The organism is Rhizorhabdus sp. GW822-FHT03C02 (assembly GCF_058801765.1).
The window spans coordinates 150,933-165,548 of the sequence record NZ_JBXANN010000008.1 but is presented as its reverse complement, the minus strand read 5'-3'; the positions used below and the strand labels follow the sequence as shown (position 1 = coordinate 165,548).

At 69.9% G+C, this 14,616-nt stretch carries 15 protein-coding genes; 4 read left to right on the top strand and 11 right to left on the bottom strand.

The genetic code is table 11. The features are described 5' to 3' along the window. Nucleotides 1–4 precede the first annotated feature (4 nt). The 11 genes from AC1RM6_RS19810 to gspG form a co-directional block, all read right to left on the bottom strand. On the bottom strand, nucleotides 5–2,056 hold the full coding sequence (locus AC1RM6_RS19810) for a PAS domain-containing sensor histidine kinase (RefSeq protein WP_493104378.1): 2,052 nt from the start codon (nucleotides 2,054–2,056) through the stop codon (nucleotides 5–7). Next, nucleotides 2,053–2,454: a response regulator transcription factor gene (locus AC1RM6_RS19805; RefSeq protein WP_493104376.1), complete on the bottom strand. Its 402-nt coding sequence runs from the start codon at nucleotides 2,452–2,454 to the stop codon at nucleotides 2,053–2,055. Before AC1RM6_RS19805 ends, AC1RM6_RS19810 begins: the two co-directional genes overlap by 4 nt. A 298-nt stretch (nucleotides 2,455–2,752) precedes the next feature. Then, on the bottom strand, nucleotides 2,753–3,403 hold the full coding sequence (locus AC1RM6_RS19800) for a response regulator transcription factor (RefSeq protein ID WP_493104374.1): 651 nt from the start codon (nucleotides 3,401–3,403) through the stop codon (nucleotides 2,753–2,755). A gap of 51 nt (nucleotides 3,404–3,454) precedes the next feature. Continuing rightward, complete coding sequence (locus tag AC1RM6_RS19795) at nucleotides 3,455–3,676, bottom strand: hypothetical protein (protein WP_493104372.1); 222 nt, start codon at nucleotides 3,674–3,676, stop codon at nucleotides 3,455–3,457. Continuing rightward, a complete protein-coding gene (locus AC1RM6_RS19790; protein WP_493104371.1) occupies nucleotides 3,676–4,080 on the bottom strand; it encodes a hypothetical protein in 405 nt (134 codons plus the stop codon). The genes AC1RM6_RS19795 and AC1RM6_RS19790 overlap by 1 nt, the downstream gene beginning before the upstream one ends. Nucleotides 4,081–4,180: 100 nt before the next feature. Next, a complete protein-coding gene (locus AC1RM6_RS19785) occupies nucleotides 4,181–5,392 on the bottom strand; it encodes an NAD(P)/FAD-dependent oxidoreductase (protein WP_493104369.1) in 1,212 nt (403 codons plus the stop codon). A gap of 478 nt (nucleotides 5,393–5,870) precedes the next feature. Then, a complete protein-coding gene (gspD, locus tag AC1RM6_RS19780; protein ID WP_493104367.1) occupies nucleotides 5,871–7,919 on the bottom strand; it encodes a type II secretion system secretin GspD in 2,049 nt (682 codons plus the stop codon). Between the two features lie 59 nt (nucleotides 7,920–7,978). Further along, nucleotides 7,979–8,839 carry a type II secretion system protein N gene (locus tag AC1RM6_RS19775; protein ID WP_493104366.1) on the bottom strand — a complete coding sequence of 287 codons (861 nt, stop codon included), beginning with the start codon at nucleotides 8,837–8,839 and terminating at the stop codon, nucleotides 7,979–7,981. Further along, nucleotides 8,836–9,222: a type II secretion system minor pseudopilin GspI gene (gene gspI, locus AC1RM6_RS19770; protein ID WP_493104364.1), complete on the bottom strand. Its 387-nt coding sequence runs from the start codon at nucleotides 9,220–9,222 to the stop codon at nucleotides 8,836–8,838. Before gspI ends, AC1RM6_RS19775 begins: the two co-directional genes overlap by 4 nt. Next, nucleotides 9,219–9,680 (bottom strand): prepilin-type N-terminal cleavage/methylation domain-containing protein, encoded by a 462-nt coding sequence (locus tag AC1RM6_RS19765; protein ID WP_493104362.1) that lies wholly within the window; start codon nucleotides 9,678–9,680, stop codon nucleotides 9,219–9,221. Before AC1RM6_RS19765 ends, gspI begins: the two co-directional genes overlap by 4 nt. Next, complete coding sequence (gspG, locus tag AC1RM6_RS19760) at nucleotides 9,680–10,174, bottom strand: type II secretion system major pseudopilin GspG (protein ID WP_493104360.1); 495 nt, start codon at nucleotides 10,172–10,174, stop codon at nucleotides 9,680–9,682. Before gspG ends, AC1RM6_RS19765 begins: the two co-directional genes overlap by 1 nt. A 112-nt stretch (nucleotides 10,175–10,286) precedes the next feature. On the opposite strand from gspG, the gene gspL reads away from it, so the two are divergent. From gspL to gspF, 4 genes are read left to right on the top strand one after another with little or no spacing between them, the layout of a single operon-like run. Next, nucleotides 10,287–11,303, top strand: a complete 1,017-nt coding sequence (gspL, locus tag AC1RM6_RS19755; protein WP_493104358.1) for a type II secretion system protein GspL — start codon at nucleotides 10,287–10,289, stop codon at nucleotides 11,301–11,303. After that, complete coding sequence (locus AC1RM6_RS19750; RefSeq protein WP_493104356.1) at nucleotides 11,303–11,800, top strand: type II secretion system protein M; 498 nt, start codon at nucleotides 11,303–11,305, stop codon at nucleotides 11,798–11,800. Before gspL ends, AC1RM6_RS19750 begins: the two co-directional genes overlap by 1 nt. Next, entirely contained in the window at nucleotides 11,797–13,260 is a 1,464-nt protein-coding gene (gene gspE, locus AC1RM6_RS19745; protein WP_493104354.1) for a type II secretion system ATPase GspE, read from the top strand. The genes AC1RM6_RS19750 and gspE overlap by 4 nt, the downstream gene beginning before the upstream one ends. Continuing rightward, complete coding sequence (gene gspF, locus AC1RM6_RS19740) at nucleotides 13,260–14,480, top strand: type II secretion system inner membrane protein GspF (protein ID WP_493104352.1); 1,221 nt, start codon at nucleotides 13,260–13,262, stop codon at nucleotides 14,478–14,480. Before gspE ends, gspF begins: the two co-directional genes overlap by 1 nt. The last annotated feature ends 136 nt before the right edge of the window (nucleotides 14,481–14,616 follow it).

Below are 14,616 nucleotides of genomic sequence, written 5' to 3'. Positions count from 1 at the left end.
CAGCCTACGCCGCATCCCGCGGCGGCAGGGTGAAGCGGAATTCGGCGCCGCCACCGGCGGGATTGGCCGCGGTGATGCAGCCGCCATGGGCGATGATGATCGACTGGCAGATGCCCAGGCCGATGCCCAGCCCACCCTCCTTGGTGGTGAAGAATCCCTCGAACACCCGGTCGAGATCGGCGGCGGCGATGCCGGGGCCGGTGTCACGGATCGCGAAATGCAGCACGCCGCCGGCGTCGCAGCCGGTCTCGAGGATGATCGCGTTCTCGGCGACGTTCGCGGCCTCGAGCGCCTGGATGCTGTTGATCAGCAGGTTGACGACGACCTGCTGCAACTGGATGCGGTCGCCGATCGCCCGGGGCAGGTCGCGGGCGAAGGCGGTGGTGATCCGGATGCTGCGGGTCTCGATCTCGTGGCGCAGGAACAGCATCGCCTCCTGCACCACCGCGTTGAGGTCGAGCGCGGTCTGTTCGGGCTGATGCTTGGCGGCCATGCCGCGGATCCGCTGGACGATGTCGTTGGCGCGGTTGGCGCTCGCGGCGATGCGCGTCGTCAGCTCCCGGACCTTGGGGAGGTTGGGCTCCTCGCGGCCGAGCCAGCGCAGGCTGGTTTCGGCGTTGGTGAGGATCGCGGCGAGCGGCTGGTTGACCTCGTGCGCGATTGAGGTCGTCAGTTCGCCCAGCGTCGAGATGCGCGCGGCATGGGTGAAATCGGCCTGCAGCTGGCGGAGCTGGGTCTCCATCTGCACCCGCGCGGTCACGTCCTCGAGGCTGAAGATCGTGATGTCCAGCTCGGCCGGCGGGATCGGATAGGTGACCGACAGTTGCACGTCGAGGATCCGGCCGTCGAAGGTCTGCACCTTGGTCAGCTCGCTATGGCTGGCCTGGCCGTTGGAGCGGCCGACCATCACGTTGCGCAAGGTCGCGCGATTGGCGAGGAACAGATAGCCGACCGGCCGGATCAGATCGAGCGCGCTGTCCCCCCCGAACAGCTCGACCGCCCGGCGATTGGCATCGGTCACCGCGACGGTCGTGGCGGCCAGGTCGATCAGTTCGGGATGATCGTCGAGATAGGCGCCGAAATCCTCGACGCCGTCGGCCCGCAGCCCCGCGTAGATCTTGCCCATATGGCTCGCATCGACCTGCAGCAGCGCGGTCGGCATATAATGGACCAGCTTGCGGTAGCGCGCCTCGCTGGCCCGCAGGAACAGATAGGAGCGGTCGTCGTCGGCGGTGCCGTTGACCGCCACGAAGATCCGGTCGGGCCGGTCGGCCAGCCACAAGGTCACCACCGGATCGCGCAATATCCCGTCGGAGGCGAGCTGCCGCCGATGGGTGGTGTCCGGCGTGGCGGCGACGACCGCCTCGACGATCAGATCGCCCAGGATCGCCCGGCTCTCGACCGGCCAGAATGTCGCGACTGACTGGCCGATCATCACCGCCCGGCCGCGATTGCCGCCGACGAGCCGCACGACCCGGTCGTTGACCTCGATCACCCGGCAGGCCTGGACCAGCGCGTGCAGCCGCGCGTCGCGTGCCGCCGGATTCTCGCCGGCGCCGGCAGCCCCGTCCTGCGCCAGCGCGGCGATCAATGGCCGCGCACCGGCGATGTCGATCTCCCAGCTCGCCGCCATCAGGCGGTCGGGAATATGCCAGTCGGTGCCCGGCTGCTCGCCGTCCGCGAGCGCGCGCCGTCCATATTCGACGATGTCGCGCGGGGTGCCGTCGCTGCGGAAGCGGACATATTGGCGGATGTCGACGATGACATGGCCGAAGAAGCTGCGCCGGCTGACCTGCCCCTGCCAGGTCCCCTCGCGCAGCAGCAACGGCCAATGATCGTCATCGTCAACGGTCGCTTTCGACCCGGCGGCTTTCGATATCGATTCGATCGTTCCGCCGATCATGCTGAGCGCCGGCCAGCCATAGAGCGCCTCGGAGGCGGCGTTCCAATATTCGACCTTGCCGGTCTTGTCGAAGATGACGACGCTTTCCGACGAGAGGTCGGCGATATGCAGGTCGGTGTTCACCGCCCCGGCGTCGGCTGCGCCCGGCGTCATTCCGCCGATCCTTCGGGGCGATCGGCGTCCCTGTCCCCGATCGCCCGGATCAGCTCGCTCAGCAGCACCTTGTCGGCGACCGGCTTGCCGAGCCAGGCGCGCGCGCCGAGCGCCAGCGACCGCGCGCGGCTATGTTCGTCGACCACCGAGGTCAGCACGATTGCCGGCAGATCCGATCCGCGCTCGCGCAGATGCTCGAGCAGCTCGAGCCCGCTCATCCCCGGCATGCGCATGTCGGTGATCAGGCAGTCGAACGGCGTCCGCCCGATCTCGGCGAGGAACGCCGATGCCTGTTCGAACGAATAGCAGGCAAAGCCTTCGAAACTCAGCAGGTCGGACAGGGCGTCGCGGATCGCCTCGTCGTCATCCACGATCGCTATGACGGGAACATGGGACAAGCGGCTCGATCCTCATATGGCGGCGGCCTTCGGCCCCCCATGCCGGTGTCGGCCAATAACCGGGGCCATGTAACCATACCAAGGTCTAGGCTCGGGGTGGGTGGCTGCCGCTCAAGATCCTCCCCAGCAGAGCTGGGGAGGGGGACCAGCGAAGCTGGTGGAGGGGCAGTGCAGAACCTCGCCGATCGCGATGGCGTCGAGGTCGGAAAGCCCCTCCACCAGCTTCGCTGGTCCCCCTCCCCCAACCTGTGGTTCAGGGAGGATTGGCAGGGCTCATCCGGTTGCGTGCATCCGCCCATCAGCTCCCCGGTGCCTGCCGCAGCTCCGCCGGCAATATCTCCCACGCCCGGATCAGCTCGCCGACCGTCGCCGCCTGCATCTTCTTCATGACGTTGCTGCGGTGGAGCTTGACGGTGATCTCGGCGATGCCGAGGTCGAAGGCGATCTGCTTGTTGAGGCGGCCGCGCGCGACTTCGCGCATGACCTGGCTCTCGCGCGGGGTCAGCGACGCGAAGCGGTCGACATGCTGCTGGACGATCTGCGCATCCGCGCGCTGCCGGGCGTCGCGCTCGACCCCGGCGACGACCGCGTCGATCAGGGTCTGGTCGCGGACCGGCTTGGTCAGGAAATCGATCGCGCCGGCCTTCATCGCCTGCACCGACATCGGGATGTCGCCATGTCCGGTCAGGAAGACGATCGGCCGCGATATTCCCGCGGCGGTCAGCCGCTGCTGCAGGTCGAGGCCGCTCGATCCGGGCATCCGCACGTCGAGGACGAGGCACGATGCCCGCTGCAGCAAGGGCGATTCGATCAGGTCGCGGGTCGATCCGAAGCCGCGCGCTTCCATCCCGACCGACAGCATCAGCTCCTCGATCGCCAGCCGCACCTCCTCATCGTCGTCGGCGATCAGGATGAGGGGCGTTTCCTCGGTCGTGGCGCTGCTGCTCATCCTCGGTTCCCCCTGATATCGTTGCTGGCGACCGCCCCGCCCGAAGGCCGTCTATCGGCGCTGCCGACCATCGGCCGGTACCAGCCACGGCGCCATCGTGATCGACAGCATCAGCGTCACTATCAAGGCGAACAGCGCATCGCCAAGATATTGTGCGAGCCAGCCGAACATCGCGGCGAGGATGCCACCGCCCAGCGCGGTGCCGCCGACCCGGCGCGCGATCACCGCGACCGGCAGCCGGGTCCGCTTTGCGTACGGCGAGCGACCGGCCATCACCGCCGCCGCGCGCGCGCGACCAGCGCGCCTGCTTCCTGGAGCGCGGCTTCGGAAAAGCACGCCGCCCGGACCCTGTCATATTCGTCGGCCGTGGGCGCCGCATCGCTCTCGCGGAGCAGGATGCAATAGCGCCGCAGCGCCTCGAGCCGGTCGTCGGCGAGCTGGTTGGGCGAACGGCTCCCCCCGATCCAGCTCAGCAACCGCACGACCCTGCCGGGCGCATCGATGCTGGCAGGGTGGTCGAACAGCGACAGCGCGACGACGCTCTGTTCGAGCACGGTGAGCAAGGGCCGCCTCGGCGCCGCGCTGCGGGCAGGGCAGTCGGGGAGAGTTTGCGGTTCGCAGACCGGTACCGCTTCGATCGTGTCGCCATGCGACCAGTTCTGATCATCGAGAAACATCGGACGCTCCTTCCATCGTGGAAATGGCAGTCGTTCCCCCGCCCGGATGATGGCGGGCCCATCGCCTCGCCATCATCCGGTTCGCCGCGGCCGGCTGTCGTCAGAAGTCGACGGTGCGCGCGGCGAGGACATTTTCGTAAGCCGCCAGGCGATCGGCGGCCGGCGGGTAGATCCAGACCTCGTTGATCTCCTTCTTGACCGCCTTGGCGTCGGCGCCGGTGATCTTGACCTGCGAGTCCCAGCCGCGGGTGAAGACCGCCGCGTCGGGGCCGAGGTCGAGGCAGGTCACATAGACCGGCTGGTCATAGGGCAGCGTGGCTTCGCCGAGCAGGTCGGCCGCGGCATTGTGCCCGGCAAAGGCGCCGAGCCGGCGCGCATGCTGGCACGACATCGGGGCGTAGTTCCCGGCCGCATCGGTCCGCGCCTTGGCGGTATCGCCGGTCGCGAAGATCGCGGGCGCACCGGGCACGCGCAGATCGGCCTCGACCACGATCCGGCCGAGATTGTCGCGCTCGGCCGGCAGTTGCGCGGTCAGCGGTGACGCGCGCATGCCGGCCGACCAGATCACCGTCGAGGCCTCGATCCGCTCGCCATCGCCGAGCGTCGCGCCGTCGCGGTCGAGCGCGGCGATACCGACGTTCAGCCGGGTCTCGATGCCCAGGTCGCGCAGCCGCGCCTCGATGAACGGGCGGGGTTCGGCGCCCATCGCCGGCGCCACATATTCGGAGCGATCGACGATGACGACGCGGATGCCGGCATCGTCGCCCAATATGCCGCGCAGGCGCGCGGGCAGCTCGGTCGCGAATTCGAGCCCGGTGAAGCCGGCGCCGCCGACCACCACCGTGTTGCGCGCTGCCGAGGCCGGCTGCTCCGCGAGCGCATGGAGGTGGCGATCGAGCGCGACCGCCTCGGCGAGCTGGGTGCCGGCGAAGCCGAACTCGGCCAGGCCCGGGATCGGCGGTGCGAAACCGTCGCTGCCCGCCGCGAGGATGAGCCGGTCATAGGCCAGGCTGATCCGGCTGCCGTCGGCCGCGACCACGCCGATCGTTGACGCGGCGCTGTCGATCGTCTCGACGCTGCCCTGGACATGGTTGATGTCGGTCGCGGCGAACAGGGCGCCGAGCGGGGCGACCATCTGCTCGGGATGGGGTTCGTAGAGCCGCGGGCGGATCACCATCTCCGGTGCGGGCGACACGACGGTGATCGTCAGCTCGTCCGGCGAAACGCCCTTGTCATGGCGCAGGCGCGACGCGCCCAGCGCCGCCATCATTCCGGCGAAACCCGAACCGATGATCACGATGTTCCTGGACATATATTCCTCCTCTTCATTGACATGGCTGTGAAGATCCGGTCCGCCGTTGCCGGCGCGGCGACGACCTGCCCGCAAGCGGGCATGGGCGATGCGCCGGCGAAGCCGGGCGGCGGATGGCGATGATGTGTTTCGGGTGACGCCCGACGCAGCGTCGGGCGTGCATTCGTCCGGGGTGCCGGGACGGTGCGGACTTCGTTGTCCGGCCGCCTCTTCGCCGCGATCGGTCGACCTACGCTGCCGACATGATCTTTATACGGAAAGCGGCGGCACGCTGTCGAGAATGGGACAGCCTATGCCAAGGTTCAGGTTATCCCACCGGGCGTATAGGCGCGCGTCTAATATTGACGGGGGAAATCCCTGACACCCCATTTCCGTTCGTGTCGAGCGAAGTCGAGACACGCTCCACCACCGTGAGGTGTCTCGACTTCGCTCGACACGAACGGGTAGGGATTTGCGGTCCTTGGAACAGGCGCCGCGATCAATAGACCCCGTTGATCTCGAGCGGCAGCCGCGCCTGGGGCGGTTCGAGCAGCAGTGGCGGGCCCTTGCCGAGCATCGATTCGTCGTAGCGGACCCGGGCATATTTGGCCTCGGTCGCCGCCGCCGCCGCCGCGCGGTCGCGCAGGATGGTCGGTTTCAGGAACACGAACAGCGTCCGCTTGACCTGGCTTTCCTTGCGCGACCGGAACAGCTCGCCTGCGATCGGGATGTCGCCGAGCACCGGCACCTGGCTGCGGCTGCGGATGCGGTCGTCGGTGATCAGCCCGCCGAGCACGATCGTCTGGCCGTCGTCGGCGAGCACCGTCGTCTGGATGCTGCGGCGGTTGGTGATCAGGTCGGCGGCGCCGGTCACCGCATCGACCAGCGACGACACCTCCTGCGCGACCTCGAGCCGGACGACATTGCCCTCATGGATGCGCGGCACGACCCGCAGCGTCAGGCCGACATCCTGGCGCTCGATCGTGGTGAAGGGGTTCACCGTGTTGCCGTCGGTCGCGAAACTGCCGGTGCGGAACGGGACATTCTGGCCGACGACGATCTCGGCGGGTTCATTGTCGAGCGTGGTCAGGCTCGGCGTCGACAGCAGGTTGGCGCGGGTCGACTGGCCGAGCGCCTGGACGAGGATGCTGAAATTGTCGCCGATCCGGATATTGGCCGAGGCGCCGTTGGGCAGCACCGCGCCCGCCGCCGGCGCGCCGATCGCCGCGAGGATCGTCGAGAGCGGCAGGCCGAGATTGCTGAACGAGGTCGCGCCGCCGCTCGCGCGGTCGAGCGCGGCGGCGCCGATGCCGAGCTGGATGCCGAGCTGTTCGGCCTGGTCGCCGCTGATCTCGACGATCGCCGCCTCGATCAGCACCTGCGGGCGCCGCACGTCGAGATCGGCGATCAGCGGCTCGATAGACTTGATCGCCGCCGGGGTGCCGCGCAGCACGATCGCGTTGAGCTCGGGCGCCGGCTGGACGGTCAGGTCCTCGGTCGAGAAACCTTTGGCGCCACCACCGCTCGAACTGCTGCTGCCGGTGCTGCCCGACAGGCCGCCGAGCGCTGCGCCGGCCGCCGCTGCGGTGTCGCTGCTGCTGCCGCCCAGGGTGGACGGGGTCGATCCCAGGCCGGTCATGCCGACGCTGCCGCTACCGGTGCCGCTGCCGCGGTTGAGCCGTGCCCGGCCGCCCGCGACCGCGCGCGCCGCCGGGTTGGAGACGCTCGACTGCTCGCCCATGATTCCGCGCAGCACCTCGGTCACCGCCTCGGCGTCGCCATTGTTGAGGCGGATCATCCGGGTGATCGGAACGCCGGCGCCGGGCTGGTCGATCGTCTTGGCGAGCCGCCGCGCCTCGGCGACCAGATTGGGCTGGCCGCGCACCAGCACGATGTTGCTGCGCTCGTCGGCGATCACCCGCGGGCCGCCGGTGGCGGTGCCGTCGCCCATCACCCCGGCGATCGCCGCGGCGACGTCGCGGGCATTGGCGAAGCGCAGCGAGATGCTGTCGAAGCTGGCGCCGCCGCCGCTGTCGAGCTGGCGGGCGAGCTGTTCGATCCGTCGGACATTCTCGGCATAGTCGGTGATCACGATCGCGTTCGGGGTCGGCAGCGATTCGATGCTGCCGAACTGCGCGACCAGCGGGCGGAACACCCGCGCCGCCTGCTCGCCCGAGACATTGTAGAGCCGCACCATCCGGGTGGTGACGTCCTGGCCGTTGAGCCGGCCGCCGGTGCCGGCGTCGCGCACCGCCGACGCCTGCGGGATGATCCGCCAGGCGCGGCCCGACTTGACCGCGGCGAAGCCATGGACCCGCAGCACCGACTGGAACAGGTCCCACACCCCGTCGACCGACAGCGGTTCCGCCGAGGTGACGTTGACCACGCCCTTGACCCCGGGATCGAGGATCAGGGTGCGGCCGGTGATCCGCGAGATCTGCTCGGCGACGTCGGAGATGTCGACCGCGCGCATGTTGACGACGACGTCGGCGGCTTGCGGCGCGCCGACCTGGGCGCCGATCGGCGCGCTCAGCAGCGAAGCCGCCATCAGGGCGGTCAGGGCAGGCCGCAAACGGCTGGGCGCGGGGATACGCACGGGGAAATTCCTCATCGCAAGGGGATGGTGAGAGAGACGCGCCGGTCGCCGCGGCGGACGTCGACCTGGACCGATCCGGTCGCCGCGGCCGCCGCCATCAGCTGGCGGTTGTTGGCGACCGCGCTGGCGGGATAGCCGTTGATCCGTTCGATCAGGTCGCCGGGCTCGAAGCCGGCGCGCCGGCTGTTGGCGGTGGCTTCGACCCCGACCCGATAGCCTTCGGGCGAGGGGGTGGCGCCGAGGCCCTCGAGCAGGGTCGGTAGCACATTGCCGGCGCTGGGTCCCGCACCCGGGCCAGGTGGCGGCGGGGGCGCGGCGACGATCGGCTGCATCGCCTGGATGCCCGATCCGTCGGACGGTCCGGTCGCGGGCACGCCGCTCGGCGGGGGCGGGGGCATCGACGATGCGGTCGAGGGCGCGGGGGAGGCGCTCGCGACCGAGACGCTCTGGAGGTCGAGCCGTTCGAGCCGGCCGTTGACGCGGAGCAGCACCCGGTCGAGCTCGATCGTCTCGACGGTCGCGCCACCGGGCACCGCCTGGCCGACGATATAGGTGACCGGCGCGCCGCCGGGGGCCGAGATCATCGCCGACGACGCCGCGCGGGGCACCGCGAGCATGACGCCGCGCAGCTGCAGCGGCAGGCTGGTCGGTTGCGCCGAATCGCCGCTCACCCGCCCGAACGGGGCGAGGGTCAGCGCGGGCCCGACATCGACCGCGACCGTCATCGGCGCCGCGGCCGCCGGCATCGGCGGGGTCTGGACCGAGCGCGTGCCCGCGAGCCGCCAGGTCAGCCCGGCCAGCGCGATGCCGACCGATCCGATCACGAGCAGCGTGAAGATGTCGACCGCGCGGTCGGCCTGGCGCGGGGTCATCGCGTCGTCGTCCCGAGATCGCGGAAGCCGTCGAGCGAGACCAAAGCGGTGGTCTCGCCCTCGCCGAACACCGACACCGTCAGCGCGCGCAGATCGGGGTCGTCGGTCGCCCGCTCGCTGGTCTTCACCGTCCAGCGTTCGCCGAGCATCTCGACAGTGTCGGGCGCCGGCGGCTGGCCGGGGAGCGCGAGTTCGACCAGCCGGTTCTGGGCGACGAGCTGCGCGCCGGCGCGCCGTTCGAGGTTGCGGATCGAATCGACATGCGCCTCGGCGGCGCGGATCAGCCCGGCCGAGGCGATCGCCAGCACCAGCAGCGCGACCAGCGCCTCGATCAGCGTGAAGCCGTCCTCGGCGGGCGATATGGGGTGATGGGAGGCGATCATGTCAGGGGCGCCGGCACCGGCGACACGGTGAGCCCGTCATAGACGATGACCCAGCGATCCTGCGGCGCGTTGAGGGTGACGATCGCCGGGATGCCGCTGCCCTCGACCCCGACCAGCATCGGCGGGGTCGCCTTGCCCATGTCGATCGTCATGCCGGCGGGCAGGCTGTGGCTGGCATGGCCCTCGTCCTCGCCGGGCTGCCAGGCGCGGCCGTCCCAGTGGAGGAAGCCATAGCTGTGCTTGTCCCAGGTCAGCGCCAGCGGATATTCGTCGACCATCGCCTCGTCGGCGGCCGATTGCAGGCGGGTGGCGAGGCGGCGCGCCTCGGCCTCGACGCTCGGGCCGCGGGTGGCGGCGCCCATGCCGAGCACGGTCGCCCCGGCCATGATCGCGATGATCGCGAGCACCACGATCATCTCGACCAGGGTCATCCCCAACTCGGCCCCCTGAACGCGCATCAGGGGGTGCGGTCGCTCAGATCCGCATCGACGCCCTCGCCGCCGGGCTTGCCGTCCTTGCCATAGCTCATCAGGTCGAATCCGCCCGCTGCCCCAGGGCTCTTATATATATAGGGATGGCCCCAGGCGTCGACCGGGGTCTCGGCGAGATAGCCCTCGCCCGACCAGTTGCGCGGCACGGGTTCGGTGGTCGGCTTCTTCGCCAGCGCGACCAGCCCCTGTTCGGTGGTCGGATAATCGCCATTGTCGAGCCGGTACATCTTGAGCGCCGCGGAGATGGTGCGCAGGTTGCTCTTGGTCGTGGTGACGCGCGCCTCGTCGGGGCGGCCGATGACGTTGGGGACGATCATCACCGCGACGATCGCGATGATCGCCAGCACCACGATCATCTCGATCAGGGTGAGGCCGGCCTCGCGGTCGCTGGCCGCGCAGGGGCGGCGAAGTTCGGAGCGAACTTCGGGCTCGTCATGAAATTGTTGCGAAACTATGATCATGGGCGCGCTATGAGGTCTTTCCATGAAAAGCATGTTACAGTCGCCTAGCATGAGATCATCGTTCGCGCGGCTGAAAAATATATGGGCTGCGAACGACGCGGGCATCCAGTGGATGTTGCGCAACAGTGGCGTGGTCGCGGTCGATACCGTGGCCGGAACACCGGGCGCGCCGCGCGATCTGCTGCTGGTGCCGTCCGAACACTTGTTGCTGCTCGCGGTGCCGCTGCCGCTGCCGACCCAGCGCAAGCGGATCGAGGCGCTGCCCTTCGCGATCGAGGATCGCATCGTCGACCGTCCCGAAACGATGCATCTCGCACTGGGGATCGCGGTGGGCGACGGCGTCCATCTCGCCGGCGTGGTCGATCCGGCGCGGATGGTCGAATGGATCCTGGCGGCCGAAGAGGCGGGTATTCCCGACGCCGCGATCGTTCCCGACGCGCTGGCGCTGCCGATCCCGGCCGCGGGCCGCTGGACCGTCTATCGCGACGGGCCCGATCGCTGTCTCGCCCGCACCCCCGACGGCGCGGGCTTCGCGACCGCGACCACGGCCTTCCCGGCGCTGTGGGCGGTGGCGGGCAAGCCGCCATGCGACGAGGTCGACCAGATCGATGCCGGCGCGATCGCGCTCGACCTGCGCCAGGGCGCCTTCGCCCGGCCGCGCCAGGGGATTTCGTCGGCCGCGCGCCGCGCCGCCATCGTCGCGGCGGCCGGGCTGCTCGCCCATGGCGCGATCGCCGCGGCCGACACCGTCGCGCTGCGCTCGATCGCGGCCAAGCGCGGCGCCGAGATGACCAGCCTGCTCGCGCAGGTCGCGCCCGGCGCCTATGGCGGCACCGATCCGCAGGAGGCCGCGGCGATCGCCGCCGATCGCCTGCCGACCGGCCAAGTCGCGGTCCCGGGACGGATGATGCCGCTGCTGGTGCGCGCCTCGCAGGCGATCGCGCCGTTCGGCGCCACCGTCGCCGTCCGCGCGATCCGCTATGACGATGCCGACGCCAGCCTCGCCTTCGACCTCGACGCCGCCGATCCCGAGGCGGCGCGGGGGCTGGCCAGCGCGGTGCGCAATGCCGGGCTCGCCGCGCGGCTCGACGGTTCGACTCTCATCGTTCGCCAGGGGACCGCACGCTGATGGCCTTCGACCTCGCCCGCCAGTTCCCGACCGCCGAGCGCGGCCGCCAGCAGGCGCTCATATTCTGGCAGGGGCGCAGCCGGCGCGAGCAGCTTCTGCTCGCCGGACTCGGCGCGATCCTGCTCGTCTGGCTGCTCGCGGTCTTCGTCGTCGGCCCGCTCCAGACGGCCCGTGCCGAGGCAAGTGCGAAAATCCGCACATATGAGAGTCTGAGCAATCGATTGCGGATGGCGGGGAGCCTGTCGAGCGTGCCGCAGCAGGCGAAAGGGCCACCCGCGACGATCCTGGCAAGCAGCGGGGCGCAATATGGAATTTCGCCGATGGTGACCCCCGACGGCGCCACTGTCCGGGTGGCGGTGGTCGATGCGTCCTATGACGGATTGCTGCGCTGGATCGCCGCATTCGAGCAGTCGAGCAACCTCAGAGTGGTCAAGATGCGGCTCGATCGCCGTCCGGCGACGGGCGTGGTGTCGGCCGACCTGACGGTGGCGTCATGAGCGCGCCGCGGCTGGCCTATGGTTTCGCGCGGCGCGGCGGGGTGCTGCTGCGCGAGGGCGTGGACGGCATGATCCATTGCCTTCACCGCCCCGGCGCCGGGATCGAGGCGCTGCTCGAGATGCAGCGGGTCCACGGCCCGGCGATCCGCTTCGACCCCGTCGACGAGGCGAGCTTCGACGCGGCGATCGCCGCCGATTATCGCGACACCGCCGCGGGCACGATGGATCTGTCCGAGACCGACGACCTGGCCGCGCTCGCCGACAGCGCGGCGGCGGTCGACGACCTGCTCGACAGCCGCGACGACAGCCCGGTGATCCGGCTGATCAACGCGCTGCTGCTCCAGGCGGTCAAGGACGGGGCCTCGGACATCCATGTCGAGACCCAGGAAAAAAGGCTGATCGTCCGCCTCCGCATCGACGGGGTGCTGCGCGACGTCGTCGAGCCCAAGCGCGCGCTGGCGCCGCTGCTGGTCAGCCGGATCAAGGTGATGGCGCGGCTCGACATCGCCGAGAAGCGCCTGCCGCAGGACGGTCGCGTCACCCTGCGGGTCGGTGGCTACGACATCGACGTGCGTGTCTCGACGATCCCGACCCAGCATGGCGAGCGGGTGGTGATGCGCCTGCTCGACCGCGGCTCGGCCGGGCTCGATATGGCGTCGCTGGGGATGAGCGAGCGCGACATCGACGCGTTCCGCACCCTGATCGAGCGGCCCAACGGCATGGTGCTGGTCACCGGCCCGACCGGATCGGGCAAGACCACCACCCTCTACACCGCGCTGACCTATCTCAACGACCGCAAGCGCAACATCATGACGGTCGAGGACCCGATCGAATATGAGCTGAGCGGGATCGGCCAGACCCAGGTCAACAGCAAGACCGGGCTGACCTTCGCGCGCGGCCTGCGCGCGATCCTTCGCCAGGACCCCGACGTGATCATGGTCGGCGAAATCCGCGACCAGGAGACCGCGGAGGTCGCGGTGCGATCGTCGATGACCGGCCATTTCGTGCTGTCGACGCTCCACACCAACAGCGCGATCGGATCGGTGACCCGGCTGATCGACATGGGGGTCGAGCGCTATCTGCTCGCGCCGATGGTGGTCGGGCTGATCGCCCAGCGGCTGGTGCGCAGATTGTGCGAGCATTGCCGCTGGCAGGACCGCGCGACCGAGACCGATTCGATCCTGCTCGGCCGCGCGCTCAAGGCGGGCAAGAAGATCTGGCGGTCGCGCGGCTGCGAACATTGCCATGGCGAGGGCTATCGCGGGCGGCTCGGCCTCTACGAGGTGGTGGTCGCCGACGACCGGCTGCGCGGGCTGATCCATGACGGCGCCTCCGAGGCGGCGTTGACCGCTGCGGCGCGCGAGGCCGGGCCCAGCCTGCTCGACGACGGCATCGCCAAGCTGCGCGCGGGGCTGACCTCGGTCGAGGAAGTCGCGCGCGTGGTGCGGGACGAGGCCTGATGCCGGCCTTCGCCTATCGCGCGGTCGACGCCAGCGGCGCCGCCAGCCGCGGCGTCGTCGAAGCGTCGAGCGCGGCCGCCGCGCGGCGGCTGCTGCGCGACCGCGACCTGCTGCCGACCCAGGTCGAGATCGCGGGCGATGCGGCGACGGGGCAGTCGCTCGGCGACCGGCTCAAGCGGCGCAAGATCAGCCCGCGCGCCCTGTCGACGGTGACCCGGCAGATCGCGACGCTGGTGACCAGCGACGTCAATATCGAGCATGCGCTCAAGATCGTCGCCGACCAGGCCGACGGCCAGGCGATGCGGTCGCTGCTGCTCGACCTGCGCGGCGCGATCCTCGACGGTCACAGCTTCGCCGCGGCGTTGCGCCGCCACCCCGGCACCTTCCCCGAATTCTACCGGGCGTCGGTCGCGGCGGGCGAGCAGGCGGGGCGGCTGGCGCAGGTGCTCGAGCATCTCGCCGACTTCGTCGAGAGCCGCCACCGCAACCAGCAAAAGGTCCAGCTCGCGTTGCTCTATCCGGCGCTGCTCGGGGTGGTGTCGTTCGGGATGATGGCGCTGTTGATGATCTATGTCGTCCCCGACATCGTGAAGGTGTTCGTGTCGCGCGGCGCGGCCTTGCCCTTCCTGACCCGCGCGCTGATCCTGATCTCGGACATCCTCCAGCATTATGGCCTCGCCATGCTGGTCGCGCTGCTGGTCGCGGGCTTCGCCTGGTCGCGCTGGGTGCGGGTGCCGGCCAACCGGCTGCGGGTCGACCATGCGCTGGCGACCACCCCGCCGATCGCGCGGTTCAGCCGCCAATATAATGCCGCGCGCTTCGCGGGCAGCCTCGCGACGCTGGTGCAGAGTTCGGTGCCGCTGGTCGACGCGCTGTCGGCCGCCGCCGCGGTCACCCCCAACCGCTATATCCGCGAGGAGGCGCTCGGCATCGCCCAGCGGGTGCGCGAGGGATCGAGCCTGCAGGCGGCGATGACCGCCTCGGGGATCTTCCCGTCGATGCTGGTCGCGATCGTCGCGAGCGGCGAGAATGGCGGCCAGCTCGGCCCCGCGCTCGGCCGCGCCGCCGCCGAACTCGAACGCGAGCTCGAGGCGATGGCGTCGATGCTGGTGTCGCTGGTCGAACCGGCGGTGCTGCTGATGATGGGTGGGCTGGTGCTGCTGATGGTGCTGGCGATCCTGCTGCCGATCATCAACCTCAACAATATCGTCGGGATGTGATGGGGGGCGGGCTTCCCAGATCCTCCCTAAATCGCAGATTTGGGGAGGGGGACCGCCGAAGGTGGTGGAGGGGGCGTAGCGCGTCGCCATGCCGGGGGCATGGCGAAAGCGCGAAGCCGGCTGCGCGGCAGCCGTG